Origin of the sequence: Pseudomonas sichuanensis, assembly GCF_003231305.1 — a bacterium.
Taxonomy (GTDB): Bacteria; Pseudomonadota; Gammaproteobacteria; order Pseudomonadales; family Pseudomonadaceae; genus Aquipseudomonas; species Aquipseudomonas sichuanensis.
In genome coordinates, this window is sequence record NZ_QKVM01000009.1 from 80,512 (window position 1) to 105,862 (window position 25,351).

The 25,351-nt window shown below is 64.3% G+C and carries 20 protein-coding genes and 3 pseudogenes; 14 read left to right on the forward strand and 9 right to left on the reverse strand.

What is annotated here, in order from left to right; genetic code table 11:
* The first annotated feature begins 73 nt into the window (after positions 1-73).
* Together DM373_RS07065 and DM373_RS07070 are read left to right on the forward strand one after the other, a co-directional pair.
* A complete protein-coding gene (locus DM373_RS07065; RefSeq protein ID WP_110992850.1) occupies positions 74-1,462 on the forward strand; it encodes a PAAR domain-containing protein in 1,389 nt (462 codons plus the stop codon).
* The gene (locus DM373_RS07070) at positions 1,455-1,853 is read left to right on the forward strand and encodes a hypothetical protein (RefSeq protein ID WP_110992851.1); all 399 of its coding nucleotides are present in this window, start codon (positions 1,455-1,457) and stop codon (positions 1,851-1,853) included. Before DM373_RS07065 ends, DM373_RS07070 begins: the two co-directional genes overlap by 8 nt.
* A gap of 69 nt (positions 1,854-1,922) precedes the next feature.
* Here the strand turns inward: DM373_RS07070 and DM373_RS07075 are convergent.
* A pseudogene (locus tag DM373_RS07075) lies at positions 1,923-2,084 on the reverse strand (alpha/beta hydrolase); the annotation flags it as partial.
* Between DM373_RS07075 and DM373_RS07080 the strand changes: the two are divergent.
* Positions 2,062-2,904: pseudogene (locus DM373_RS07080) on the forward strand (LysR family transcriptional regulator); the annotation flags it as partial. The pseudogenes DM373_RS07075 and DM373_RS07080 sit on opposite strands and share 23 nt — an antisense overlap.
* A gap of 153 nt (positions 2,905-3,057) precedes the next feature.
* On the opposite strand, the gene DM373_RS07085 reads toward DM373_RS07080, so the two are convergent.
* Both DM373_RS07085 and DM373_RS07090 read right to left on the reverse strand, forming a co-directional pair.
* Positions 3,058-4,470, reverse strand: a complete 1,413-nt coding sequence (locus tag DM373_RS07085) for a purine-cytosine permease family protein (protein WP_110992852.1) — start codon at positions 4,468-4,470, stop codon at positions 3,058-3,060.
* Positions 4,471-4,859: 389 nt separating this feature from the next.
* The gene (locus tag DM373_RS07090; protein WP_110992853.1) at positions 4,860-5,312 is read right to left on the reverse strand and encodes an Lrp/AsnC family transcriptional regulator; all 453 of its coding nucleotides are present in this window, start codon (positions 5,310-5,312) and stop codon (positions 4,860-4,862) included.
* A gap of 113 nt (positions 5,313-5,425) precedes the next feature.
* Here DM373_RS07090 and DM373_RS07095 point away from each other — a divergent pair, with 113 nt between their 5' ends.
* Entirely contained in the window at positions 5,426-6,040 is a 615-nt protein-coding gene (locus DM373_RS07095; RefSeq protein ID WP_110992854.1) for a LysE family translocator, read from the forward strand.
* 111 nt (positions 6,041-6,151) lie between these two features.
* On the opposite strand, the gene alr is transcribed toward DM373_RS07095, so the two are convergent.
* Positions 6,152-7,390, reverse strand: a complete 1,239-nt coding sequence (gene alr, locus DM373_RS07100) for an alanine racemase (protein WP_110992855.1) — start codon at positions 7,388-7,390, stop codon at positions 6,152-6,154.
* A gap of 166 nt (positions 7,391-7,556) precedes the next feature.
* A complete protein-coding gene (ctlX, locus tag DM373_RS07105; protein ID WP_167409807.1) occupies positions 7,557-8,495 on the reverse strand; it encodes a citrulline utilization hydrolase CtlX in 939 nt (312 codons plus the stop codon).
* A gap of 283 nt (positions 8,496-8,778) precedes the next feature.
* Between ctlX and DM373_RS07110 the strand changes: the two genes are divergently transcribed.
* The 4 genes and pseudogenes from DM373_RS07110 (at position 8,779) to DM373_RS29600 (ending at position 12,930) form a co-directional block, all read left to right on the forward strand.
* Complete coding sequence (locus DM373_RS07110; RefSeq protein WP_110992856.1) at positions 8,779-9,201, forward strand: Lrp/AsnC family transcriptional regulator; 423 nt, start codon at positions 8,779-8,781, stop codon at positions 9,199-9,201.
* A 325-nt stretch (positions 9,202-9,526) separates the two neighbouring features.
* Positions 9,527-10,939, forward strand: a complete 1,413-nt coding sequence (locus DM373_RS07115; protein ID WP_110992888.1) for an amino acid permease — start codon at positions 9,527-9,529, stop codon at positions 10,937-10,939.
* A gap of 203 nt (positions 10,940-11,142) precedes the next feature.
* Positions 11,143-12,072: pseudogene (locus tag DM373_RS29595) on the forward strand (cache domain-containing protein); the annotation flags it as partial.
* Between the two features lie 129 nt (positions 12,073-12,201).
* Positions 12,202-12,930 (forward strand): methyl-accepting chemotaxis protein, encoded by a 729-nt coding sequence (locus DM373_RS29600; RefSeq protein WP_425272566.1) that lies wholly within the window; start codon positions 12,202-12,204, stop codon positions 12,928-12,930.
* Positions 12,931-12,975: 45 nt separating this feature from the next.
* Here the strand turns inward: DM373_RS29600 and DM373_RS07125 are convergent, their stop codons facing one another.
* From DM373_RS07125 to DM373_RS07145, 4 genes are all read right to left on the reverse strand, one after another.
* Positions 12,976-14,829: an ABC transporter ATP-binding protein gene (locus tag DM373_RS07125; RefSeq protein ID WP_110992858.1), complete on the reverse strand. Its 1,854-nt coding sequence runs from the start codon at positions 14,827-14,829 to the stop codon at positions 12,976-12,978.
* Positions 14,830-15,187: 358 nt separating this feature from the next.
* Complete coding sequence (locus DM373_RS07135; protein WP_110992859.1) at positions 15,188-15,934, reverse strand: enoyl-CoA hydratase-related protein; 747 nt, start codon at positions 15,932-15,934, stop codon at positions 15,188-15,190.
* A gap of 33 nt (positions 15,935-15,967) precedes the next feature.
* On the reverse strand, positions 15,968-16,573 hold the full coding sequence (locus DM373_RS07140) for a cupin domain-containing protein (RefSeq protein ID WP_110992860.1): 606 nt from the start codon (positions 16,571-16,573) through the stop codon (positions 15,968-15,970).
* Positions 16,574-16,618: 45 nt separating this feature from the next.
* Positions 16,619-18,571, reverse strand: a complete 1,953-nt coding sequence (locus tag DM373_RS07145; protein WP_110992861.1) for an oxidoreductase — start codon at positions 18,569-18,571, stop codon at positions 16,619-16,621.
* Positions 18,572-18,726: 155 nt separating this feature from the next.
* On the opposite strand from DM373_RS07145, the gene DM373_RS07150 reads away from it, so the two are divergent.
* From DM373_RS07150 to DM373_RS07175, 6 genes are all read left to right on the forward strand, one after another.
* Complete coding sequence (locus DM373_RS07150; RefSeq protein WP_110992862.1) at positions 18,727-19,773, forward strand: ABC transporter substrate-binding protein; 1,047 nt, start codon at positions 18,727-18,729, stop codon at positions 19,771-19,773.
* 63 nt (positions 19,774-19,836) lie between these two features.
* Positions 19,837-20,589 (forward strand): class II aldolase/adducin family protein, encoded by a 753-nt coding sequence (locus DM373_RS07155; RefSeq protein WP_110992863.1) that lies wholly within the window; start codon positions 19,837-19,839, stop codon positions 20,587-20,589.
* 232 nt (positions 20,590-20,821) lie between these two features.
* Entirely contained in the window at positions 20,822-21,469 is a 648-nt protein-coding gene (locus DM373_RS07160) for a TetR family transcriptional regulator C-terminal domain-containing protein (protein WP_110992864.1), read from the forward strand.
* Between the two features lie 76 nt (positions 21,470-21,545).
* On the forward strand, positions 21,546-22,262 hold the full coding sequence (locus tag DM373_RS07165) for a response regulator (protein WP_110992865.1): 717 nt from the start codon (positions 21,546-21,548) through the stop codon (positions 22,260-22,262).
* Positions 22,262-23,023 carry a substrate-binding periplasmic protein gene (locus DM373_RS07170; RefSeq protein WP_167409808.1) on the forward strand — a complete coding sequence of 254 codons (762 nt, stop codon included), beginning with the start codon at positions 22,262-22,264 and terminating at the stop codon, positions 23,021-23,023. Before DM373_RS07165 ends, DM373_RS07170 begins: the two co-directional genes overlap by 1 nt.
* Positions 23,020-25,272, forward strand: coding sequence for an ATP-binding protein (locus DM373_RS07175; protein ID WP_110992867.1), 2,253 nt, complete (start codon positions 23,020-23,022; stop codon positions 25,270-25,272). Before DM373_RS07170 ends, DM373_RS07175 begins: the two co-directional genes overlap by 4 nt.
* Positions 25,273-25,351 lie beyond the last annotated feature (79 nt).

The window sequence follows — 25,351 nt, forward strand, 5'->3', positions numbered from 1 at the left end:
AGCGCCGGACTGCCCCCGTGTTTTCGCCCTGAGTGCTGCTAGTTTCCGCTGCTTTGCATCTGCAGAGGGAAACATGAACAGGGTCAATATCGGTGGTAAAGGGCAGGCGCTGGACGGGGATGTCACGACCACTGGGGCGATATGCATTGCTGATAATCCGAACCATCGTTGTGACGGTATCCAGGTGCTGCGCAGAGGTGATGCCACCACCGAGTGCCCGGTTTGCGGCCAGCGCGGCACGGTAGTCGAAGGTATTTCGTGGTTCATGTCTAACGGTCGGGAGGTGGCGGTCGACGGTTCGCTGGTGGCGTGCGGATGCCCCAGTGGCAGTAACCGAGTGGTGGCGCCTTTGGGCATGGCGACGCGTGCACGCTCGGCGCCGGCTGGCGCTGGTGCTGCCCCAAGAGCCGACTCGGTCGCAGCATCGCGCTTCCAGCCACAGATGGCCACGGCATCGGCTACGCCGCGTGCGCTGCTGGAGCCGGGGTTTTATGTCGTACCCCGCAGCATGTCCGGGCCGCGGCTGTTGGCGCAGCTGCTGGAGCAGGATCGCACGCTGCCGATCGCTCGGGTTAAACGCCTGAATCCCACTTTCGATCAAGGTTTCAAGGCTGGCGAGATCTTCGTCCTCGGCGACCTCGATAACCACCATGCCTGCACCCGGCAAGAGGCCGAGCTGATGGCAGCGGCGCAATTGACGCGCGACGCCCTGGCCGAACTCGACGAACAGGAAGCCAACTTCATGATGGAGCACATCGGCGAGATCGCCGGGGTGCTCAGTGGCGCGAGCCTGTCGATGGGGGTGGGCAAGGACATGCTGTCGCGCGGGCTGGGGCAGGTGAGCGATACGCTCAAGGGGATCGAACAGTTGCATCAGCGGGAGTTCGGCTTGCATGGGCACTTGAAGAGCCCGCAGTTCTTTGCCTCACGCCAGGCTTTGTATCAGCAGCTGAATGCGCAATTGCGCAGTGCGTTTCTGGGTAAGTATCTGAACCTGGGCGGGCATGAAAGTCTGCGCAAGGGCTTGGGGATTTCGACCAGGAGCCTCGTGCATCACTGGTCCAAGGCCGGGGCGCCGGGTGCGATACCGGGGTATGCGACGCACCTGGATGAAGTGGCGAAGATGGCGAAGTTTTTGAAAACTGGCGCGTATGTAGCGATAGGGTTGGGGGCGACGTCGTCTTACCTGAAAGTACAGGAAGTTTGTCGGGCCGGCGAAACCGAGGCATGCAAGAAGATCCGATTTACTGAAACGGGTAGTTTTGTCGGAAGCGTTGCAGGCGGTGGCTTGGGAGGAGTAATGGGGAAAACGGCTGTGAAGGTTATCTGTAATTTGGGACCATGGGGCCGCGCTACTTGCGGTATTGCAACCATAGGCATCAGCTCTTTTGCGGGAACTAAGGTTGGCGAGTTTCTTGGCGCTGAGTCCGGAGAGATGTTGTATGAGGTCACATATGATTGATGTCAGCGAGTGGCCATCCAGCATAAAGCTGGCCCTGCTTCTTGTACCTTTCGCTGTGGGTTTGACTGGGCTTGCGATCATGCTGCAAATCGCCGCAACGCGGCACTTCAATGTGATGTGCGAAGCGCTTCACAGAAGCAGCGGGCTCCACGAAGAGCTGAGGAACGGGGGAGCCTTTACCCTGAAACTCAGATTGTCGACCGTGAGTGCGATGACGGCGGGCATCATCTGGCCAAGATTGGGTATCCGTCAGGGGTGGTTGGATGCAGAGGACAGTCGCTTGTTCCCTCCCTATCTGAAAAAACGCATGAAACTTAGTTTTTACTGCATATCGGTCAGTCTGGCATGCATGGCCTTCCTGTATCTGTTCGTCAATTTCGACCGCGCATGAACTGACGGATTTGCTGTGGGCCAGATGCAGCACAATGGGCCGCCAGGCGGCCCATCGGGTTTCACGCGTTTACTGCAAGTGCACCTTCAACTCCCCAGCCGGCTGGCGCATCGCGGCCTTCACGGCCGGTATCTGGCTCAGCGGGTTGAGCAGCCCGTAGTCGTGGATCATGCCGTTGTAGCGCACTGCAGTCACCGTCACGCCAGCCGCAGGCAGTTTCACCGCCACCGCCGTCGCCGAGCGCCTTGGCCTGTCCCAACAGTTCGTCAGCCGGCGCCTGATGCAACTGGAAGAACGCCTGGGCGTGCGCCTGCTCAACCGCTCGACCCGGCGCCTGGATGCCACGCCCCTGGGCGAGCGCTACTACCAGAACGCCCTGCGCCTGCTCGATGAAGTGCAGTTGCTCGAGCAGGCCATCAGCGGGCAGACCGTCGAGCTGCACGGCACTTTGCGCCTGAGCGCGCCGCTGTCGTTCGCCATCGCCCATCTGGGGTGCCGGTTGACCAAGTTCCTGCAACTGCACCCCGGCGTGGATGTGGAGGTGGACCTGAGCGACCGCGCCGTGGACCTGATCGGCGAGGGCTACGACCTGGCCCTGCGCATCGGCATCCTGGAAGACTCAAGCCTGGTGGCCCGGCGTATCGGGGCGGTGGAGCGGGTGTACTGCGCCAGTCCCGCTTACCTGGCGGCACATGGCACGTCGCTGGCGCCGGAGCAGATGCGCGGGCACGACTGCCTGCCCTACGGGCATGCGCGGCAGGTGCAGTGGCAGTTCAAGGGGGAGGGCAAGGGCACCAGCATCGCCGTGAGCGGGCGCATGCGCGCCAACAATGGCGAGATGCTCAGGGATGCGGCGGTGGCGGGGATGGGCATCACCTACCTGCCGACCTTCATCGTCGGCAAGGCCCTGGATGACGGGCGCCTAGTGCAGGTGCTGGAGGACTGGACGGTGTCGGCGCTGCAGCTGTCGGCGGTGTACTCGCAGCGCCGGCAAGTGGCCCGGCCGGTGCAGGTGTTCGTGGAGTTTCTGCGGGAGCGGCTGGTGGCGTTGTTAGGATTGAAGCCAAGCCACCCTGTGCCGGCCTCATTGCAGGCTATCGCCAGCTCCCACAAGGCTGAGCATCGTGTGACCGAAATGCATTACCTGTGGGAGCTGGCGAAGCCTGCGATGGGCCCTCGCATGAAGCGCTGCCAATGACTTTGGTCAGGCAGCAGCCGCCAGCTTGGCGCTCGTCTGGCGACGACGGTAAGCGCTGTCGCGGCTGGCCAGCCACCAGTACAGCGGCGTGGTCACCGCCAGGCCCACCAGCCAGGACAGGTCGGCGCCGTTGATGTACTCGGACACCTGGCCGACATACAGCGGGGTGTTCATGAACGGGATCTGCACCACGATGCCAATGGCGTAGGCCAGCAACGCTTGCGGGTTATAGCGGCCGTAGATGCCGCCATCGACCTTGAAGATCGATTGGATGTCGTAGTCGCCTTTGTGGATGGCATAGAAGTCGATCAGGTTGATCGCGGTCCACGGCACCAGCACCACCAGCAATACCAGCACCATGTCGACGAAGTGGCCGATGAAGTCCGCCGAGGCGAACACCGCCACCACGCAGCAACCGGCCAGCACCAGCAGCGACAGCACGGCACGGCTCTTGGCGGTGGGGATCCAGCGGTGGGCGAAGGTCTGCACCAGGGTGATGATCGACAGCACCGCGCCATACAGGTTGAGGGCGTTGTGGCTGATCACGCTGAGCAGGAACAACACCAGCATCACCGGGCCGAGGGTGCCGGTAGCGAGCTTGACGGCGTCCATGGTGTCCATGCCTGCAGGGATCGCCAGCACGGCGACGGCGCCGAAGATGAACGACAGGCTCGAGCCCAGCGCCGAACCCAGGTAGGTGGTCCAGAAGGTCGACGACACTTTCACGTCGGCCGGCAGGTAGCGCGAGTAGTCCGATACATAGGGGGCGAAGGCGATCTGCCACAGCGCCGCCAGCGACACGGTGGCCAGCCAGCCGGCTAGGTTGAAGCCGCCGCGGGTGAGGAAGTCGTCGCTCTGCACATGGCTGAAGATGTAGCCGAAGCCGACCACTATGCCGATGCCCAGCACCCAGGTGCCGATGCGGTTGAGCACGTGGATGAAGCGGTAGCCGATGATGCCGATGATGCCCGAGCCCAACGCGCCGATGACGATGCCCACCGGTACCGGCACGCTGTCGACCACGCCGTGCAGCGACTTGCCGGCCAAGACGATGTTGGAGGCGAAGAAGCCGATGTACATCACCCCGGCGATCACCACCACCAGCAGCGCGCCGAGCGAGCCGAACTGGGCGCGGCTCTGGATCATCTGCGGGATGCCCATCTGCGGGCCCTGGGCCGAATGCAGCGCCATCAGCACGCCGCCGAGCAGGTGGCCGACCAGGATGGCGACGATACCCCATACCAGGTTGAGGTGGAACAGCTGCACGCCCAAGGCGCCGGTGACGATCGGCAGCGGGGCGATGTTGCCGCCGAACCACAGTGTGAACAGATCCCTTACCTTTCCATGGCGGTCTTGCGGCGGCACGTAGCCGATCGTGTGTTTCTCGATGAGGGGTGCCGAATTGGCTGCACTGGTCATGAATGACTCCAAGGCAAGGAGGGCGCAACCGAAGTTGCCGGGCGCGTGCCGACAAGGGGCGACGCGTTCTTGTTGCAGCGATGATGGCGGCGGGGCAGGCAAGGGGAAATTAGTAAATTTGTGCTCATGAACCTTAAAAAAGCTAAGGCTGGCAAAAGGTTAAGCGGGGGGCGGTAGCAAGGTGGGTGCCAAGTGGCGGGAGGCGGCGTGGCAGGCAGCGTACGGCAGGGCAAGTGGTTTTGTGGTGGTCGATGGTGGTGCGCAGTGCGCGTTGCCTGTTCAGGCCTCTATCGCGGGGCAAGCCCGCTCCCACGGGACCGAGGTGTTTTTGGGGAGTGGAACGTGGGAGCGGGCTTGCCCCGCGATAGAGGCGGTGTTGCCGAGTGTTGTTACATCGGCAACAACCGATCCTGGATCACCTCTTTCATCACCAGCGTCGAGCTCAAGCGCTTCACATTGGGAATGCTGGTCAGCTGCTCGTCATACAGCTTCTGGAACGCCGGCAGGTCCTTGGCCACTACATGCAGCAGGTAATCCGGGTCGCCGAACAGCCGCTGCGCCTCGACGATCTGCGGTATCTGCGAAACCGCCGCTTCGAAGTCCGCCACCGGCTGGCGGGTAACCTCGCGCAGGGTGACGAACACCAGCGCGGCGAAGTTCAGGCCCAGGGCGCTGGGGGCCAGGCGGGCGTGGTAGCCAAGGATGGCGCCGGACTCCTCCAGCGCCTTGAGCCGACGGTGGCAGGGCGACAGGCTCAAGCCCACGCGCTCGGCCAGTTCGGTTACCGACAGGCGCCCGTCTTTTTGCAGTTCGGCAAGGATCTTTCGATCGGTTCGGTCCATGAGGGAAGAATCTTCCAGGTTGTTGGCTGAGATGGGGAATATACGAAAGAAAATCCCCGGGCGATATCCGTAATCTTGCTTCCAACGAAACCCCTGTGGAAGGAAGATCCAAAGTGACCATGAGTGTATTGGCGGCGTTCTGGGCCGTGTCCCTGCTGTTCGTGATCACCCCGGGTGCCGACTGGGCCTACGCCATTTCCGCCGGGATGCGCGGGCGCTGGGTGATGCCGGCGGTGGCGGGGATGCTTTCGGGGCACTTCCTGGTGACGCTGATCGTGGCGGCCGGGGTCGGCAGCCTGATCGCCGGGCACCCGCTGGCGCTGACCCTGCTGACCCTGGCGGGCTGCGTTTACCTGCTGTGGCTGGGCGGCAACCTGCTGCTGCGCCCGGCGGTGCCCGAGGCCGGGGAGGGGGGCGTGACGGACAGCGGGTCGCGTTGGGCGCTCAAGGGTTTTTGCGTGAGCGGCCTCAACCCCAAGGTGTTCCTGCTGTTCCTGGCGCTGTTGCCGCAGTTCACCGACCCGCAGGCAAGTTGGCCGGTGTGGTTGCAGATCCTGTTGCTGGGGCTGGTGCACCTGGCCAGTTCGCTGGTGGTGTACCTGATGGTGGGGTATGGCGCCAAGGCGGTGCTGCGGACCCGGCCGGCGGCGGCGCAGGTGGTCGGGCGGGTGTCGGGGATGGTGATGATCGTGATTGCGCTGGGGTTGATTGCAGGGCAGTTGCGTTGAGCGTCGGGAGGCGGCCGGCTATCAGCGCTCGCCAGGTCGAGCGCCGCTTGCGCGGCGTTCGATCTGACAGGCACCGCAGCTAGGCCGGTAAGCAGGCGATGCCGCGCGCCATCACTTGGCTTTCAACACCTTCGGGTTCGAGTTGCCCCAGATCGTGTAGAGGTCGGCCAGCAACGCCCCGTTGATGGTCTCAAGCTCAGCCTGGGTGATCTCGTCAGCTCCTTGCTTGCCGTACAGCACCACTTCATCGCCCGCCTTGACCCCCGGGATGTCGGTGACGTCGACCATCAGGGTATTCATGGTGACCTTGCCAATCACCGGCGCGCGCTTGCCATTGATCAGCACCGAGGCCTTGTTGGAGAACGCGCGGCGATAGCCGTCCGAGTAGCCTGCGGGAATGTTGGCCACCCGCGAGTCACGGCTCAGGGTGTAAGTGTGGTCGTAACTGATGCCACTGCCGGCCGGGTAGCTGTTGACCGCTGCCACCTGCGACTTGAACTGCATGACACGCTCGAACTCCTCGTGGCCGCCTACGGGGTAGCCATACAGCGCGGCGCCCGGGCGCACCATGTCCAACCAGCCCTCAGGCACCTCCAGGGTGGTGAAGGTGTTGGCGCAGTGCAGCAGCAGTTTGCTGCGATCGAGTTTGGCCTGGCGAATCAGCAGCGCCGACTGTTCCTTGAATCGGGCAAGGCCCTTGAGCACATCCTCACGTTCCTCCACGGGGAAGTGGGTCATGATGCCGACCACCTGCAGATGCCCGAGGGTAGCCATGGCAACTGCGTCCTTGAGCCCTTGGGGCGTACCCATTTCCACGCCGTTGCGGCCCATGCCGGCGGAGTTGAGTGCCAGGTGCACCTTCAGCCGCTGACCACTGCGCTTGGCCAGGGCATCCAGTTGCTGTGCCACTTCCAGGTTGCCGACCAACTCGTCCATGGCATAGGGCAGCGCATCCTGCACCTCGCCCAGGCTGGCAATGCGCAGCCGCATGAGCCGCCCCTTGAAGCCTTTTTCGCGGACCACGCGTGCCTCTTCGTTGCTGGTAACGCCAATGCAGCTGACGCCCATGCGTATAGCCGCTGGCACCAGCAGCGCAATACCGTTGCCATAGGCGTCGGCCTTCATGACGGCGCAGACCTGGCTTTTGCCGGCGACGAGTTTCTGGATACGCGCGATGTTGTGCTCGAAGGCAAGCTGGTCGATTTCCAGCCATGCGTTGCTGTGTGCCTGGGTCGCAGCAGCGGGTGCGTCGCTGCGGCCGGTGTCGAGCAAGGGGGCGGCGTGGGCGAAACTTGCACCGCTGGCGAGCAGCAGGGCGATGGCGATGCGGCTAAGGGCGTGTCGGGTCATGTCGGGGTTTCCGTTCTTGTTGGTAGGGCGGGCTGGCGGTGCTCTCGGCAGCGCAACCCGCCTTCGGAAGTGTCCCGGATAGGCCGCAATGAAACCTGTCGTGATGGGGCTGGGCGGCGACGGATCGAGTCGTTGCAGACGCAATCTCGACAGCTCGCGCTGGGCCCTATTGGCGAGGGGAAAGATGGATGCCTGCGATCATGCAGCGCACCGAGCCACCCGCCATTTCGATCGTCGGCACGTCCAGCGGTACCAGCCGCGCCGAGCGCTCTATGCGTTGCCGCTGCTCGGCCGTGAGGCTGTTGAATGCTCGGCGTGACAGCGCAAGAAGCCGCCCATCCCGCCCGGACAGCTCGATGGCGTTGCCCGCGAACTCGTTGATCTGTTGGTTGGTCAGGTCAATTACGTCTCGGCCGGATTCGATCAAGCGCATGCGTACCTCTTCGGCCCGCGCCTTGTTGGTGAAGGTGTCGAACCCCACTAGGGCGAACTCGGTCGCCACGCACATCAGCACGTTGGTGTGGTAGATCGGCGAGCCCTTTTCATCCGCCGTATCGAACACCATGGGCTCGAAATTGAAATGGGTGCTGAACCGCTCGAGGGCTATCGGGTCGGCGCGGTTCGAGCGTGCGGTGTAGGCGACCCTGGACAAGTGGTCGAACACCATCGCCCCCGTGCCTTCCAGGAACAGCTCGTCTTGCTCCAGGCCCGAGTAGTCGATCACGTCCTGCACCCGGTACTCGTGCTTGAGCATCTCGATGACATCGGCCCGCCGCTCGCGGCGACGGTTCTTCGAGTACATCGAGTAGATGGCGACATGGCCACCGGGGTGGGTGGAGAACCAGTTGTTGGGGAACACCGAGTCAGGGGTGTCGTGCTCGCCCAGGTCATCGAACAGGTGAACCCGCACACCCTCGGCCATGAGCCGCTGCGCCGCCTGGGTGACTTCGTCACGCGCCACTTCGGCGAGGGTTGCCGTGGCGATTTCAGGGTTGGCGCTCTGGAAGGAATTGTCTGCTGCGGTTTCCGGGTTGGGGGTGAAGGCATGCGGGCGGACCATGACCACTGCCGCAGGTGCCTGAATCGAACGTGTTGGAAATGCCATCTTGTTATTACCGGGGTTGAGTGCGTGCAGCAACATCGGCTGCGCGTCGGGTTTGTTTTAATGGAAATGCACCCAAGGCACGAATCAAGTCCGAGCGTGTCGGGGGTGTCAATTAAACAGTGCACTTGGCAAGCGCGTTTTAATCGCAGGGTGTGCAATATCAACTGCCGGAAAATTGTGATGAAAGAAGGCGTCAATATGAAGCGTGCAGGTTGCCAGTTTTGAAAGACTTCTACACAATCTGCGCCCCTCGAATGACAATCTGAACAGCCTGGTATTCAACATGGATAATATTGATCGGGCGCTGGTCGCGCTGTTGCGGGACAATGCGCGTACGCCAGTCCTGACGCTCGCGAAAAAACTGGGGGTTGCCAGGGCAACTGTGCAGAACAGGATCACCAAGCTGGAAGAACAGGGCGTGATTCTGGGTTACACCATCCGCCTGCGGTCGGATGCTCCCGAGCAAGGGGTAAGGGCCATCACCAGCATCGCCATCAGTGGCCACCATGCTGCCGAGGTCAAGCGTGCGCTACGGGGGCACCCCAATGTGGTCGCCATCCACACCACCAACGGCCGCTGGGACCTGATGGCGGAACTGCGTGCCGACACGCTGGAAGGCTTTGACCGGGTGTTGAACTCCATTCGCTCGATCCCCCATATCGAGAACACCGAAACCAGCATTTTGCTGTCCACGTTCAAAATGTGATCACTCGGCCTGCAGGTTCCGGCCGTGCCACTGGACACTCTGTCAGCCGAGGCTGGCACTCTGTATGAAGCGGGGTGCGGTGTGCGCAGTTTGTTATGTTCCGCTTGGCCAGGTCGACTGGCAGAATAAGTCGGCTCATTAGTTCCGAGTTTCAAAAAGCTAGCCAGTCCGGTGAAACTGTTCACTGGACTTTTATTGTCGTTTGTGTGGTTTTCCATCCCTGTCTTGAAACTTTCAAGTACTCAAGAGAACTGTACGTGCGTGCCAGTTTTACACGGGTGTGGTTAAAGACCAGGTTTTACCAAAAAAGAATAAGAGGTTAATGATGCAACACACCTGTGACGCGCCTGACGCGACAGCAGAAGATGGCCGTGTGCTCAAGCGGCGGCTGGAGAATCGCCACATCCAACTCATCTCGATCAGTGGCGCCATAGGCACCGGCCTGTTCATGGGCTCAGGCAAGATCATCGCCCTGTCGGGCACCTCGATCATCCTGGTGTACGCGATCATCGGCTTCTTCGTTTTCTGCATCATGCGGGCGATGGGCGAGATGCTCCTCGCCAACCTCGAAATGGGCTCGTTCGCCGACCTCGTGCACCACTATCTGGGGCCACGCGCCGGGTACATTCTCAGTTGGTCCTACTGGCTCAGCTGGGTGGTGGCGGCCGTGGGTGATGTGGTTGTGGTGGCGGGCTTCATGCAGTACTGGTACCCCGATCTGCCCACCTGGCTGCCGGCCTTTGCCACGATGTTCCTGCTGTTGGGCCTCAACATGCTCGCGGTCAAGGCGTTCGGCGAGGTCGAATTCTGGTTCGGGCTGATCAAGGTCGTTGCCATCGTGCTGTTGGTGATCACCGGGCTGGTCATGGTTGCCACTGCCTACACATCGCCAGCGGGCGTGACGGCGTCCTTCAGCCACCTGGTTGCCCCGGGCGTGGTCATGCCCCACGGCATCCTGGGCTTCCTGGCGGGCTTTCAGATCGCGATTTTTTCGTTTGTCGGCACTGAACTGGTCGGCACTGCCGCCGCCGAGGCGAAGAACCCGGAGAAAACCCTGCCCAAGGCCATCAACACCATCCCGGTGCGTATCCTGCTTTTCTACATCGCGGCGCTGGCGTGCATCATCAGTGTGGTGTCATGGGCCAACGTCCCCGCCAATCGCAGCCCGTTCGTCGAGCTGTTCCTGCTGGGTGGGCTTCCGGCAGCTGCCGGCATCATCAACTTTGTCGTGCTCACATCGGCGGCGTCCTCGGCCAACAGTGGCGTGTATTCAGGGTCGCGGATGCTCTATGGCCTGGCCCATCAGCGCCAGGCACCCTTGGCGTTCGGGCGCTTGTCGGGCACGGGCACGCCCGTCCGTGCGCTGATGTTCTCGGGGGTGTGCATGGCCCTGGCCTTGACGCTGCTGTTCGTGATCCCGGAAGTCATGACGGTGTTCACCCTGGTGTCGACCATCTCGGCAGTGATGATCATCGTCACCTGGTCGCTGATCCTGATGGCTTACTTTGCCTATCGCCGGCAGAACCCGCAGGCGCACCAGCAATCCACCTTCAAGCTCCCGGGCGGCAAGGCCTGTGCGGCCCTGTCGCAGGTCTTCTTGTTGTTCGTCCTGTGTTTGCTGGCCCTGGAGCCTGATACCCGCACTGCGCTGTACGTCATGCCGTTCTGGTACGCCGGCTTGCTGCTGGCCTACCGGCGTCGTGAAAGAACCAATGCTCGCCAGATGGCGACCCACTGACCACGGCTATTGGCCGGGTGAACGTTCCGCGGGTTCAAGGGGGATGAATGAACATCAAACACAAGCTGATGTGGACCTTTGCCGGGATCGCAGTGATACCGATAAGCCTGGTTGCCATGCTGGTCGTGCTCAATCTGCGTGGTGAGGCGCGAGAGAATTTCTTCGACAACAGCACCCGGGAAATTCGCCAGGTAGGCAATGCGATGAGCCTGTTCTTCCAGGGCATCGAGCAGAACGTCAACTACCTGGCCGCGCAACCTTTGGTCACGGCCACGGGCAGTGAGGTCAACAAGTACCTGGGCGCCAGCACCGGCAATGAGCTGGGCGCCCGGGACCAGCAGATTTTCCAGTTCATGACCCGTCTGGCGGAATCTCACCCCAGCTATGCCTATGTGTCCTATGGGCTTGCAGACGGTGGTTACGTGGGGTGGCCCGCCGTGAAGGACTTCGCCGACTACGACCCGCGCCAGCGCCCCTGGTATCAACTGGCGATCGCCAACCCCGGCAAGACCTTGCGCACGGCGCCCTATTACTGGGCCGCCGATGACACCGTGCAGGTCAGCATCGTGCGCGCCGTCGCCAACCCACTGGGCAACCCGGGCGGCGTGGTCAGCATCGACGTGTCGCTCAAAGGGCTGACCGAGATCCTCAAGCAGATCAAGCTGGGCGACAGCGGCTACGTGATGCTGCTGGAGAACAACGGCAACGTGATGGTCGACCCCCGTGATGCCAGCCACAACTTCAAGCAGCTCTCCAGTTTCGGCGATGGCTACGCCGACCTGGCCAAGGCCGGCAAAGGCCTGCTGGAGGTCGAGCTCAATGGCGAACGCTTCATGGCCAACATCTACCCTGACGAGCAATTGGGCTGGACCTTCATCGGCCTGATCCGCCACGACGAAGTGATGCGCAGCACCTCGCGCCTGAGCTGGCTGATCGGCGCCATCGCGTTGCTGCTGGCTGCAGCGTTCGCTGTTGTCGGTACCGCGTTCGCCAAACTGATCGTGCGCCCGATCAACCATGTCAGCCGCGGCCTGGAGGACATCGCCCAGGGCGAGGGCGACCTGACCCGCAACCTGGAGATCCGTGGCCGTGACGAAACGGCGCAGTTGGCCAACTGGTTCAACCAGTTCCTCGCTGCCATCCGCAGCCTGATCCAGCACATCGGCGCGGCTGCCGGCAAGATCCTCAGCACCTCCGACCGCTCGACACGTGTTGCCCATGACATGGCCGAGGCTGCCGGGCGCCAGCGTGAGGCGGTGGACATGGTGTCCACCGCCTTCCATGAGATGGTCGCCACCGCCAATGAAGTTGCGCGTTCGTGCAGCCAGGCCGCGCAATCGGCCGACAGCGGCCAGCAGCAGGCCCGTGACGGCCAGCAGCAGATCGACGCCGCGGTACACAGCGTCGATCGGTTGAGCCAGGAGATCGAGCAGTCGGCCCAGTCGATCCAGCAACTGGAGCGCGACAGCAATGCCATCCAGTCGATCCTCGGCACGATCCGTTCAATTGCCGAACAGACCAACCTGCTGGCCCTCAATGCGGCAATCGAAGCGGCCCGTGCCGGCGAGCAGGGCAGGGGTTTCGCGGTGGTTGCCGACGAAGTGCGGGCGCTGGCCAAGCGCAGCGCCGACTCCACCGCAGAGATCGACGGCTTGCTGGGCAACCTGGCCAACCGTACCGCGCAGGTCGCCGAGCAGATGCACGCCAGCCTGGAAGGCTCGCAGCTGTCGGTCAGCCGCATCGGCCTGGCCCGCGACAGCTTCGGCCGGATACGCGAGGCGGTGGACGTCATCCGCGACATGAACACGCAAATTGCCACGGCCGCCGAAGAGCAGCACCAGGTGGCCGAGGACATCAACCGGCACATCAGCCAGATTCACGGCGATGCGCAGTTGGTGGCCGAACTGGCCCAGGCGGCGCGGCAGGATTCGCAGAGCCTGGCGGGCTTGTCGAACGAGTTGGATACGCTGGTGCGACGGTTTCGGACCTGATTGCCCGGCGCAAGGGGGTAAGCCAAGCGCAGCCCCCTGTCAGGCCTACTCCACGCTCTCGACCACGCCCTGGTCTTCACCCAGGAACCCACCGCTCTGGTGCTGCCAAAGCCGTGCATAGGTGCCGTTCTTGCCCAGCAGTTCGGCATGGGTGCCTTGCTCGACAATGCGCCCCTCGTCCATGACGATCAGCCGGTCCATGGCCGCGATGGTGGACAGCCGATGGGCGATGGCGATGACGGTCTTGCCTTGCATCATCTCGTCGAGGCTTTCCTGGATGGCCACTTCGACCTCCGAGTCCAGCGCGCTGGTGGCCTCGTCCAGCAGCAGGATCGGGGCGTTCTTGAGCATCACCCGGGCAATGGCCACGCGCTGGCGCTGGCCGCCGGACAGCTTGATGCCGCGCTCACCCACCAGGGTGTCGTAGCCGCTGTTGCCTTGCTTGTCGCTGAGCTGGCTGATGAACCCATCGGCCTGGGCATTGGCCGCGGCGCTGCGGATCTGTGCATCGGTGGCTTCGGGGCGGCCATAGGCGATGTTGTCGCGGATGGAGCGGTGCAGCAGCGAGGTGTCCTGGGTAACCATGCCGATGGCGCTGCGCAGGCTGTCCTGGGTGACCTCGGCGATGTCCTGCCCGTCGATGCGGATCGTGCCGCTGTTGACGTCGAAGAAGCGCAGCAGCAGGTTGATCAGCGTGGACTTGCCGGCACCCGAGCGGCCCACCAGCCCGACTTTTTCACCGGGGCGAATGTGCAGGGTGAGGTCGTCGAGCACCTGGCGTTCGCCGCCATAGTTGAAGCTCACTTTGTCGAAGGTCACCGCGCCGCCGCGGGTCTCAAGCACGCCAGCGTTCGGCGCATCCTGCACCTTGGGGCCGCGGGTGAGGGTGGCCATGCCGTCCTGCACGGTGCCGATGTTCTCGAACAGCGAGGTCATCTGCCACATGATCCAGTGCGACATGCCATTGATGCGCAGTGCCATGGCGGTGATCGCCGCCACGGCGCCGGCACCGACCTGGCCCTGGTGCCACAGCCACAGGGCATAGCCGCCGGCACCGAGAATCAGGGCGACCACCAGCGCCTGGTTGACGATCTCGAACTGGCTGACCAGGCGCATCTGGCGAAAGCCGGTGAGCTTGAAGTCTTCCATGGCCGCGCGGGCGAAGTGCGCTTCGCGCTTGGAATGGGAGAACAGCTTCACGGTGGTGATGTTGGTGTAGGCATCGGAGATGCGCCCGGTCATCGACGAGCGCGCATGGGCCTGCTCCTGGCCGACCTTGCCCAGGCGCGGCACGAAGTACAGCATCGCCAGCCCGAACAGCACCAGCCAGGCCATGAACGGCAGCATCAGTTGCAGGGCGAAACCGCCGGCCAGGGCGATGATCGCGATGAAGTACACGCCGATGCCGGGGATGATCTCGATGAAGGTGAACAGCACCTCGCGCACCGCCAGCGCGGTCTGCATCACCTTGGTGGTGACCCGGCCCGAGAATTCATCGGAGAAGAACGACAGGCTCTGGCGCAGCATCAGGCGGTGGAAGTCCCAGCGCAGGCGCAGCGGCAGGTTGATCGCCAGCACCTGGTGTTGCATCAGGGTGCGCAGCGCCACCAGCCCGATACTGGCCAGCAGCACCAGGCCGATGCCCCACAGCACGCGGCTTTCCTCACCGCTGGCGGCGGTGCCCGCCTGCCAGGCCGGGAGCAGGTCGACCACCTGGCCGAGGAAGGAGAACAGCCAGGCTTCGTAGATCGATACGCCGGCACTGAACAGCGCAAGGGCGAGGATGTAGCCGCGGGCGCCGCGGGTGCAGGCCCACAGGAAACGCAGCAGCCCTACCGGTGGCGGTGGGACTTCATCGGGTGGGAAGGGGTCTAGCCATCGCTCGAACACACGCAGCATTCAGGTCTCCGCAAAGGTAAGTCAGGTTTGTTTTTGACACAGGGGCTGGCATGTAGCCCTTGCTTGCATTGCATGAGGTCAGCATGGCCAGGTGGCGGCAACTGTCTTGCTCGCCATTCCAACAACTGCGCGATCCCTGTGGGAGCGGGTTCACCCGCGAACACGGGCGTAGCCCGTGCCAGGCACCGAGGTGTCAGCTTCGCGGGTAAATCGCAGCGGCGAACCGCCGCTCCCACAGGCAGAGTGCAGGCCTTGAACCCCGCGATTTCTGTTTTTACGCTGAAATCCTGGGGCTGCTCTGCAGCCCTTTCGCGACACAAGGCCGCTCCTACAGTGGGCGTGCACATTCATTGTGTGGTCATCCCTTGATCATCGCCTGCAGTGCCGCTTTCGCTTCGGGCGTCTGCAGGCGGGCGATGAACGCCAGGCCTTCACGCTCAACCGTTGCCGCAAGCTCCTGGCGATGGGCATCCTTGAGCAATTGCTTGCTGATGCGTAGGGCATCGCTGGGCAGGCGCTGCAGGCGTCGGGCCAGTTTCACGGCGGCGGCCTGGCATTGTGCGCCATCCTCCAGCAGCTCGGTCGCCAGCCCCCACTGCACGGCCTGCTCGCCGCTGAGCAACTGGCTGCACAGCAACACCTGCGCGGCCCGCGCGTGGCCCAGCAGGCGTGGCAGCAACAGGCTGGCGCCGAACTCCGGGCACACGCCCAGCGGCACGAACGGCGTACGCAGCTTGGTATCGCGGGTGACCAACACCTGGTCGCAATGCAGCAGCAGGGTGGTACCGATACCGATCGCAGGGCCCGCAACCGCCGCAATCAGCGGCTTGTCCAGCGCCAGCACCGCCCACATCATGCGGAACACCGGGCTGTTCAGGTCGGTGGGCGGCTGGTCGAGAAAGTCCGGCAGGTCGTTGCCGGCGGTGAAGCACTCGGCGCTGCCGGTCAACAGGATCACCTCGACCTGCGGGTCGTCGTTGGCCGCCTCGAACAACTCGGCCAGGCGGGTGTACATGGCGTTGGTCAGCGCATTGAGCTTGTCCGGGCGGTTCAGGCGCAGGGTCAAAAGGCCTTCGTCGAGTTCGTGCAGGATCAGATCGGTCATGGGGCGGCACCTTGTGTTGTTCTTGTGGTGGGCTCAGAAGGTCGGCGGGGTGATCACCCAGATCACCACCGCATCGACGTCGCCGGGGTTGCCGTAACGGTGCGGCTCCTGGCTGGAAAAACTGAAGCTGTCGCCTTCGCTCAGCTGGAAGTGGCGTTCGCCTACCCACAGCTCGAAGGTCCCGCACAGCAGGTAGCCGGCCTCTTCGCCGTCATGGCTGTAGCTTTGCTCGCTGTAGGTGCCCGGGGGGAAGCGCGAATGCAGCATTTCCAGCTCGCGGCTGGGTTGCGGGGTGAGCAGTTGGTCGACGATGCCGTCCTCGTAGTGCACGCTCAGCCGGCTGTTCCTGCGCACCACATAGCCCTCATCTTCCGGGGCAGTGACCGCTTCGCTGGCAAAGAACCACTGGATGGTCACGCCCAGGGTGCGGGCGATGTTGAACAGCGCCGGGATCGACGGGTAGGACAGGTTGCGCTCCAGCTGGCTGATGTAGCCGGCGGTCAGCCCGCTCTGTTCGGCCAGCTCGGCCAGGGTCATGCCGCGGCGCTTACGCAGGCCGCGGATGCGGGTGCCGAGGAACTGCGGCGCGGGGCTGCCGTCCTCGGCAGGTGGCGGCGCTTTGGCAATGTGGCGATTCATGGCGGTTTCCAGTCGGCCCTGCAAAGTCCCGGAGTATAAACAGGCTCACAAGGCGGCGGCGACCTTCAACCCTTCATGGATCGCTTCCTCGGCGGTGCGCGGGGCCAGGCAGTCGCCGATGCGCTGCACCTGGGCGAGGTCCTTGATCTGCTCGGCCAGGGTGTCGACCGGCTGATGGCCCTGGCACAGCACCAGGGTGTCGATGCCTTCGAAGATCATCGCCTCGCCGCTGGCGGTGTGCTGCAGGTAGACGCTGTTGTCGTCGCAGCCATACAGGCGGGCATAGGGCGTGATCGGGATGCCCAGCTTGTGCAGCTCGCCGGCCAGCTGGTCGCGCACGTACAGCGGCAGGCTCTCGCCGCAATGGGTGCCGTTGACCGCCAGCTGCACCTGATGCCCGGCGCGCACCAGGCGCTCGGCGATGCCAGGGCCGATCCAGTCGCAGCGCCAGTCCACCACCAGTACCGAACGGCCGAGCTTCACCTCGTCGCGCAGCACTTGCCAGGCATCGACCACCTGCAGCTCGCCGCCACGCTCGAACGCCGGCCAGTACGGCTCGGCACCGGTGGCGACGATCACCGCGTCCGGGCGTTCGCGCTCGACCAGGGCGCGGTCGACGCGGGTATTGCGTACCACCTCGACCCCGGCCAGTTGCATCTCCCGTTGCAGGTTGGTGCTGGCGCCGCCGAACTCGCTGCGCCGGGGCAGCAGCTGCGCCAGCAGCACCTGGCCGCCCAGTTGCGCGCTGGCTTCAAACAGCGTCACCTGGTGCCCGCGTGCCGCCGCCACGGCGGCGGCCTTCATGCCGGCGGGGCCGCCACCCACCACCATGACCCGCTTGCGCACGCTGGCCGGGGGCAGGTGGCCGTACTGCTGTTCACGCCCGGTTTCCGGGTGCTGGATGCAGGAGATCGGCAGCCCGCGGTGGAAGTGGCCGATGCAGGCCTGGTTGCAGGCGATGCAGGCGCGCACATCCTCGGCGCGGCCGCTGTCGGTCTTGTTCGGCATCTGCGGGTCGCAGATCAGCGCGCGGGTCATGCCGCATACATCGGCCTGGCCACGGGCGAGGATCAGTTCGGCTTCCTGGGGCTGGTTGATCCGGCCGGTGACGAACAGCGGTATCTGCAGGCGCGACTTGAAGGTGCCGGCTTCGCGGGCCAGGTACGCCGCTTCGATGGCCATCGGCGGGACGATATGAATCGCGCCGCCCAGCGAGGCGGAGCTGCCGGCGACGATGTGCACGTAGTCCAGGCTCGCTTGCAGGGCCTGCACGGCGGCCAGCGATTCGTCTTCGGTAAGGCCCTCGGCATCGCGTTCGTCGGCGCTGATGCGCAGGCCGACGATGAACTGCTCGTCGGTGGCGGCGCGTACGGCGGCAAGGATCTCGCGCAAAAAGCGCAGGCGCTGTTCCAGGCCGCCGTTGTAACCGTCGCTGCGGCGGTTGACCCGGGGGTTGATGAACTGCGCGGGCAGGTAGCCATGGCTGGCGACCACTTCGACACCGTCGATGCCGGCCTGGTGCAGGCGCCGCGCCGCAGCCGCGTAGCCGGCGACGATCTCGTCGATCATCGATTGGTCGAGCTCGCGCGGCATCACCCGGAAGCGCTCGTTGGGCACGGCGGAGGCGCTGTAAGCGACCGCCAGCAGGCCGTCGGCGGACTCCATGATTTCGCGGCCCGGGTGGAAGATCTGCGACAGCACCACGGTGCCCTGGGCGTGGCACACCTCGGCCAGGCGCCGGTAGCCGTCGATGCAGGCATCGTCGGTGGCCATCAGCACATGGGAGGTGTAGCGGGCGCTGTCATGTACCCCGGCCACCTGCAGCACGATCAGCCCGACGCCGCCCTCGGCACGGGCCTTGTGATAGGCGATAAGCCGCTCGTTGACCAGGTTGTCGGTGGGCATGGAGGTGTCGTGGCCGCTGGACATGATGCGGTTTTTCAGGCGCTTGCCACGGAGCTGCAGCGGTTCGAACAGGTGCGTGAAGGCGGTCGGCATACGGGCAGGCTCCAGCGGGGATGTTGTTGTTTTTTTCTTATAAAAGTGTACCTATAGTAAAAAATCAACTTGTTTTTTTACTGGTCGTTGTCTAGTTTCGACAGCACCCCCGCCTCAGGGGCGAACCTCACAAAAACAACAAAGAGGGTCCATCAATGAGCGCTTTTGCACGAAAACCCGGGATGTACGCGGTGCTGTTGTGGCTTGGCCTGGGCAGCGCCCAGGCGGCGTCGGACATGGTCGTGGTGGGCTATGGCGGTGCCGGGCAGAAGGCCCAGGACGTGGCGTTGTTCCAGCCGTTCAGCGCCCAGGACAAGAGCAAGCTGATCCAGACCGAGTACAACGGCGAGATGGCGCGGATCAAGGTCATGGTCGACACCGGCAGTGTCGACTGGGACGTGGTGCAGATCGAAGGGCCCGACCTGCTGCGCGGTTGTGATGAAGGCATGTACGAGCGGCTGGACTGGAACAAGCTGGGCCACAAGGACCAGCTGATTGCCGACGCCGCGCAGGAATGCGGTTCGGCGGCGCTGGTGTGGAGCGTGGCGATCGCCTACGACCGCGACAAGCTGGCCCAGGCGCCGACCTCCTGGGCCGACTTCTGGGACGTGAACAAGTACCCGGGCAAGCGCGGCCTGCGCAAGCGTGCGGTGTACAACCTGGAGTTCGCCCTGCTGGCCGACGGGGTCAAGGTAGAGGATGTGTACAAGGTGCTGGCCACCCCGGCAGGCGTCGACCGCGCGTTCGCCAAGCTGAGCCAGCTCAAGCCCAGCATCCAGTGGTGGGAGGCGGGTGCCCAGCCGCCGCAATGGCTGACCGCCGGCGACGTGGTGATGACCTCGACCTACAGCGGCCGCATCGCCGCCGCCGCACAGAACGGCAGCCCGCTGGCGCTGGTGTGGCCCGGCAGTCTTTATGGCATGGACTATTGGGCGATCATCAAGGGCTCGAAACATGTGCAGCAGGCCGAGCGGCTGATTGCCTACACCAACCAGCCCGAGGCGCAGGTGCGTTACGTCGAACAGATCCCCTACGGCCCGACCAACACCCAGGCGGCTGCGGCGCTGGCGCCGGAGCTGGCCAAGTGGGTGCCGACTTCCAAGGAGAACCTTGAAGGCGCCCTGGCCATGAACGTCGAGTTCTGGGTCGACCATGGCGAGGAGCTGGAGGAACGCTTCAACGCCTGGGCGGCCAGCAAGTAACCCATTGCGGCTGGACAGTCTTCTACTCTTCAGCCGCCCTTCACCAACCTGGAACCCGTGACCATGCCTACCGAACGACACCTGCGCGAAGAGCTTGCGGCCTGCTACCGGCTGATCGCGCACTTTCGCATGACCGACCTGATCTTCACCCATATCTCGGTGCGTCTGCCGGGGCCCGAGCATCATTTCCTGATCAACCCCTACGGCTTGATGTTCGATGAAATCACCGCCTCCAACCTTGTGAAGATCGACCTGCACGGCCAAGCCGTCGAGCCTTCGCCTTATCCGGTGAACCCGGCGGGTTTCGTGATCCACAGCGCCATCCATGGCGCCCGCGAAGATGCGCAGTGTGTGCTGCATACCCATACCCGCGCCGGTTGCGCGGTGGCGGCGCTGGAGTGCGGGTTGCTGCCGGTGAACCAGATTTCGATGGAGTTCTACGGCAAGGTCGCCTACCACGACTATGAGGGCGTGGCGCTGGACCTGAGCGAACAGCAGCGGCTGGTGGCCGACCTGGGGCAGCAGCCGGTGATGATCCTGCGCAACCACGGCCTGCTGACCGTAGGGCGCAGCGTGAGCGAGGCGTTCATGCGCATGTATTACCTGGAGAAAGCCTGCGAGATCCAGCTCGCCGCCCAGGCCAGCGGCAAGCTGGTGTTGCCGCCCCATGCGGTGTGCGCGCATACCGAGCGGCAGTTCAATGACCCCGGGCGGCCGTTGGAGGAGGGGCAGTTGGCCGATCCGGACGCGATGCAGTTGGCCTGGGCGGCGTTGTTGCGCTTGCTGGACAAGGTGGAGCCTGGCTATCGCGATTGAACAACTGTCTTGCAGTGCTTGTGCTGGCCTCATCGCTGGCAAGCCAGCTCCCACAGGGGATGCGCATGGCTTGAAGTCAACGCGGTCGAGGTGGGAGCTGGCTTGCCAGCGATGAGGCCAGGATACGCAGCACAAAACATTGGCTCTTAATGGCTTTTGTACACGGGGTATCGCCAGTTGTCGGACTTGCTATACAGTCGTTCAACTGCATATCCCGCCACGAGACCCACCCATGTCCCAGGAAGCCCGCTTCAGCCGCATGCTGCCCGAACTGCGCAAGGCCAATCTGGTCGAGGCCACCCTGGCCTGCCTGAAACGCCATGGCTTCCAGGGCGCCTCGATCCGCAAGATCTCCGCCGAGGCCGGCGTGTCGGTCGGCCTGATCAGCCATCACTATTCCGGCAAGGACGAACTGGTCGCCGAAGCCTACATGGCCGTCACCGGCCGGGTGATGCAGCTGCTGCGCGAGGCCATGGACCAGGTCGCGCCCAACGCCCGCGAGCGCCTGTCGGCGTTCTTTCGTGGCTCGTTCAGCGCCGAACTGCTCGACCCGCAATTGCTCGACGCCTGGCTGGCCTTCTGGGGCGCGGTGAAAACCGCCGAGGCGATCAACCAGGTGCACGACCACTCCTACGGCGAATACCGCCGCGAACTGCGAAGCCTGCTCAGCGAATTGGCACGGGAGGAGGGGTGGCAGCGCTTCGACGCCGACCTGGCCGCCATCAGCCTGAGCGCGTTGCTGGACGGCCTGTGGCTGGAGTCGGGCCTGAACCCCGGCACCTTCACCCCGGCCCAGGGCGTGCAGATCTGCGAAGCCTGGGTCGACGGCCTGCAAGCCGGCGGTCGGCAACGCTTCACCCTGCCGGCCGAGGGCTGTTGATCGACCGTTCAGCAATCGCTAGTCTTGGCCCACTCTAATAAGAAACACGCCCACGGGCGACTCAGGACCAAACGCAATGACCTCTCGGGTACTGATCGTCGACGACGATCCGCTGATTCGTGATTTGCTCCAGGCCTACCTGTCCCAGGAAGGCTATACCGTCCACTGCGCCGCCACCGCGGAACAGGCCGAGGCGCTGCTGGCCGAGCAGCCGGTGGAGCTGGTGATGCTGGATATCCGCCTGCCCGGCAAGGACGGCCTGACCCTGACCCGCGAACTGCGGGTGCGTTCGGAAGTGGGGATCATCCTGATCACCGGCCGCAACGACGACATCGACCGCATTGTCGGCCTGGAATGCGGCGCCGACGACTACGTGAGCAAGCCGCTCAACCCCCGCGAGCTGGTGTCGCGGGCCAAGAACCTGATCCGCCGCGTGCGCCACGCCCAGGGCGCACGGCCCGCCACCCAGGCATCTGCCGCCCTCAAGCAGTTTGGCGAATGGGCACTGGACTGCGACCGCCGCCGCCTGATCGATGCGCAAGGTGGCGAAACCCTGCTGACCCACGGTGAGTTCCAGCTGCTCAGCGTGTTCCTGCGCAACAGCGGCCACACCCTGAGCCGCGACCAGTTGATGGACCAGATCCGCAACCGCGAGTGGGTGCCCAACGACCGTTCCATCGACGTGCTGGTCGGGCGCCTGCGGCGCAAGCTGCACGACGACCCCGCCGAACCCGAGCTGATCATCACCATCCACGGCGCCGGCTACCTGTTCACCGCAAGCGTGGCCGCGTGATCCGGCGCCTGTTCGGCCTGCTGGTGTTGCTGCTGAGCGGCGCATTGCAGGCCGCCGAAACCGTCCGTTACTGCGATTACCCGGTTTACCCGCCGGTGTCCTGGAGCGATGGCAAGCAACCGCGCGGCCTGGCGCCGACGGTGGTGCGCGAGCTGTTCGGGCGGCTGGGCTACCGGGTCGAGATGGTGGTGCTGGGCAACTGGCAGCGGTGCCTGCTGGACGCCGCCGAAGGGCGGGTGGACGTGGTGCTGGCCTACGCCTCGCAGCAACGCGCCCAGGCCATGCGCTTTTCCACGGTGCCGGTGCTGCGCGAAGAGGTGGCGGTGTTTGCCAACCGCCAGCGGCCGCTGAAGTTCGCAAGCCTCGAAGACCTGGCCCGGTACCGTGGCGGGCTGCTGTTCGGCGAGAGCTACGGCGCTGACTTCGACCGTTTCGTGGCGCGGCACCAGAACATCGAATGGGTGTCGGACAGCGGGCAGAACTTCGGCAAGCTGATCCGCGGGCGCATCGATTTCGTGATCCAGGAGCGGCGCACCGGCCAGCTGTTCGTCGAGCACCTGCCCGGCGCCCGGGACATCGTCGCGCTGGGGCCTGCGCTGAGTGTCGACTACCTGCGCGTGGCGGTGTCGCGCCACTCGCCCTTGAGTGAGCACATGAACGAGATCGACGCGCAGTTGCAGAAAATGACCGAAGCCGGCGAACTGGAACGCTGGCTGCATGAAAGCGAGGTCACCTACCGCGACATGGTCAGGCAGCCATGACCCGCCTGCAACCGGGTGGCCTGCTGCGTCGGCTGCTGCTGTTCATCCTGCTGTTCAGCCTGTGCTTCACGGTGCTGGCCAGCAGTGTGCAGCTGTACTTCGAGTACCGCCGCGAAATGCGCGACATCGATGGGCGCATGGAGCTGATCCGTGCCGGTTACCTGGCCAGCCTCGAGCGCAGCCTGTGGGACCTCAACCAGGAGCAGCTGAACGTGCAGTTGCGTGGGCTGGTGGACTTCTCCGATGTGGCGCGGGTGCGCCTGAACAGTGACGACTTCACCTTGCAGCAAGGGGATGCGGCGCCAACGGGGCCGCTGCGGGTCGAGCGCTTTGCCCTGGATTTCCAGCCGCCTTCCGGGCCTGTGCGCCACCTTGGCGAGCTTGAGGTGAGCATCGACCTCGGCGCGGTGCACCGGCGCTTGTTCACCACCGGCCTGACCAGCCTGCTGTGGATGAGCGTGTTCCTCTGCGGGCTGGCGCTGGCGCTGTCGGGGTTGTTCTATCGGCTGGTGACCCGCCATTTGCAGGTGATGGCCGACTTCGCCCGACGCATCGGTGCCGGGCAGTGGCACGAACCGCTGCGCCTGAACAAGCGCCGCTCAGCGTACCCGGACGAGATCGACAGCGTGGCACTGGCGCTGGACGACATGCGCCGGGCGATCCTCAGCGATATCGAGCGCCGCGAGACCGATCGCCTGGCCCTGCAGGACAACCGCGACGAGCTGCAGAAGCAGGTCGAGCGGCGCACCGCCAGCCTGCTGCGCGCCAAGGACGACGCCGAGGCGGCCAACCTGGCCAAGTCGCGCTTCCTCGCCACCATGAGCCACGAACTGCGCACGCCGCTCAACGGCATCCTCGGCATGGCCGAACTGCTGCGCGACGCCGGCTTGGCGGCGCAGGATCGCAAGCGCCTGGAGGCGCTGTACAAGGCTGGCGAAGGGTTGCTGGGCATCCTGAACGAAGTGCTCTATTTCGCCAGGCTCGAAGAAGGCGAAAGCCACCCGGAAACCGTGGGCTTCTCACTGCGCCAATTGTGCGACGAAGTGCTGACGCTGCTCGAACCCCGGGCCCTGGCCAACGACAGCCTGGTGCTGTGCCGCATCGACCCACAATTGGCCACGCACCAGCGCGGTGCCGAGCAGTACCTGCGTCAGGTGCTGAGCAACCTGCTGGCCAATGCGATCAAGTTCACCGAGGGCGGCGAGATCCTGGTCGAGGTGCAGGTGCTGCGCGAGGAGGCAGGGCGCCAGCACCTGCGGCTGAGTGTCAGCGACGATGGCATCGGTATCTGCGAGGCGATGCAGCCGAAGATCTTCGACCGCTTCGTGCAGGCCAGCGAGGCGGTGGCGCGGCGTTATGGCGGCACGGGCCTGGGGCTGGCGATCAGCAAGCACCTGGTCGAACAGATGGGCGGGCAGATCGGCGTGCGTAGCCGCGAGGGGGAGGGCAGTTGCTTCTGGTTTGAGCTCGACCTTGATGCCGTGCAACTGGCCGAGGCGCTGCCGGCTACCGTTGCAGGCACGGCGCCGCTGGACATTCTGGTGGTGGAGGACGTGGCGCTTAACCGTGAGGTGGTGCGCGGGTTGCTGGAGCGTGACGGCCACCGGGTGTGGCTGGCCGAGGATGCCGAGCAGGGGCTTGAACTGTGCGCACAGCGGCGCTTCGATCTGCTGCTGCTGGATGTGCACCTGCCGGGCATCAGCGGCGTGGCGCTGTGCCGACAGGTGCGTGCGGGCGATACCCCCAATCGGGACACGCGCGTTCTGGCGCTGACCGCCAGTGTCCAGCCGGGGCTGGTGCGCGCTTACCTGGATGCCGGCATGCAGGGCGTGCTGGGCAAACCGCTCAAGCTTGCCAACCTGCGCCAGGCGCTGGCAGGCCAGGACCAGCAACAGCAAGCGGCACCGGCTACCTGGCTGGACCACGACTTGCTGGATACCCACCGCACCCTGCTCGGCGCGCAGAAGCTGCAAGGCCTGCTGGCCGGCCTGCGTGACGCGCTGCACCAGCAGCGCCAGGCACTGCTTGAAGCGGTCGAGGCGGGGGACTGTACCGAGGTGACTCACCTGGCCCATCGGCTGGCAGGCAGCAGCGATTCCATGGGCTTTTGCGGGCTGGCGGCCACCTTGCGCAGCCTCGAAACGCACGCCCTGGCGCGGGATAAAACCGCGGTGCGGGCCATGGCCGCGTCGCTGGGTGAGCAACTGCTGCGCGCCGAACACAGCCTGGCTGAACTGTTGGCCGCCTGAGCGACAAAAAACTTACGACTTTTTACATCTTCGATCTTTACGGTCAATCGGGCCTTACATCGCTTTCCAATAATCGGGG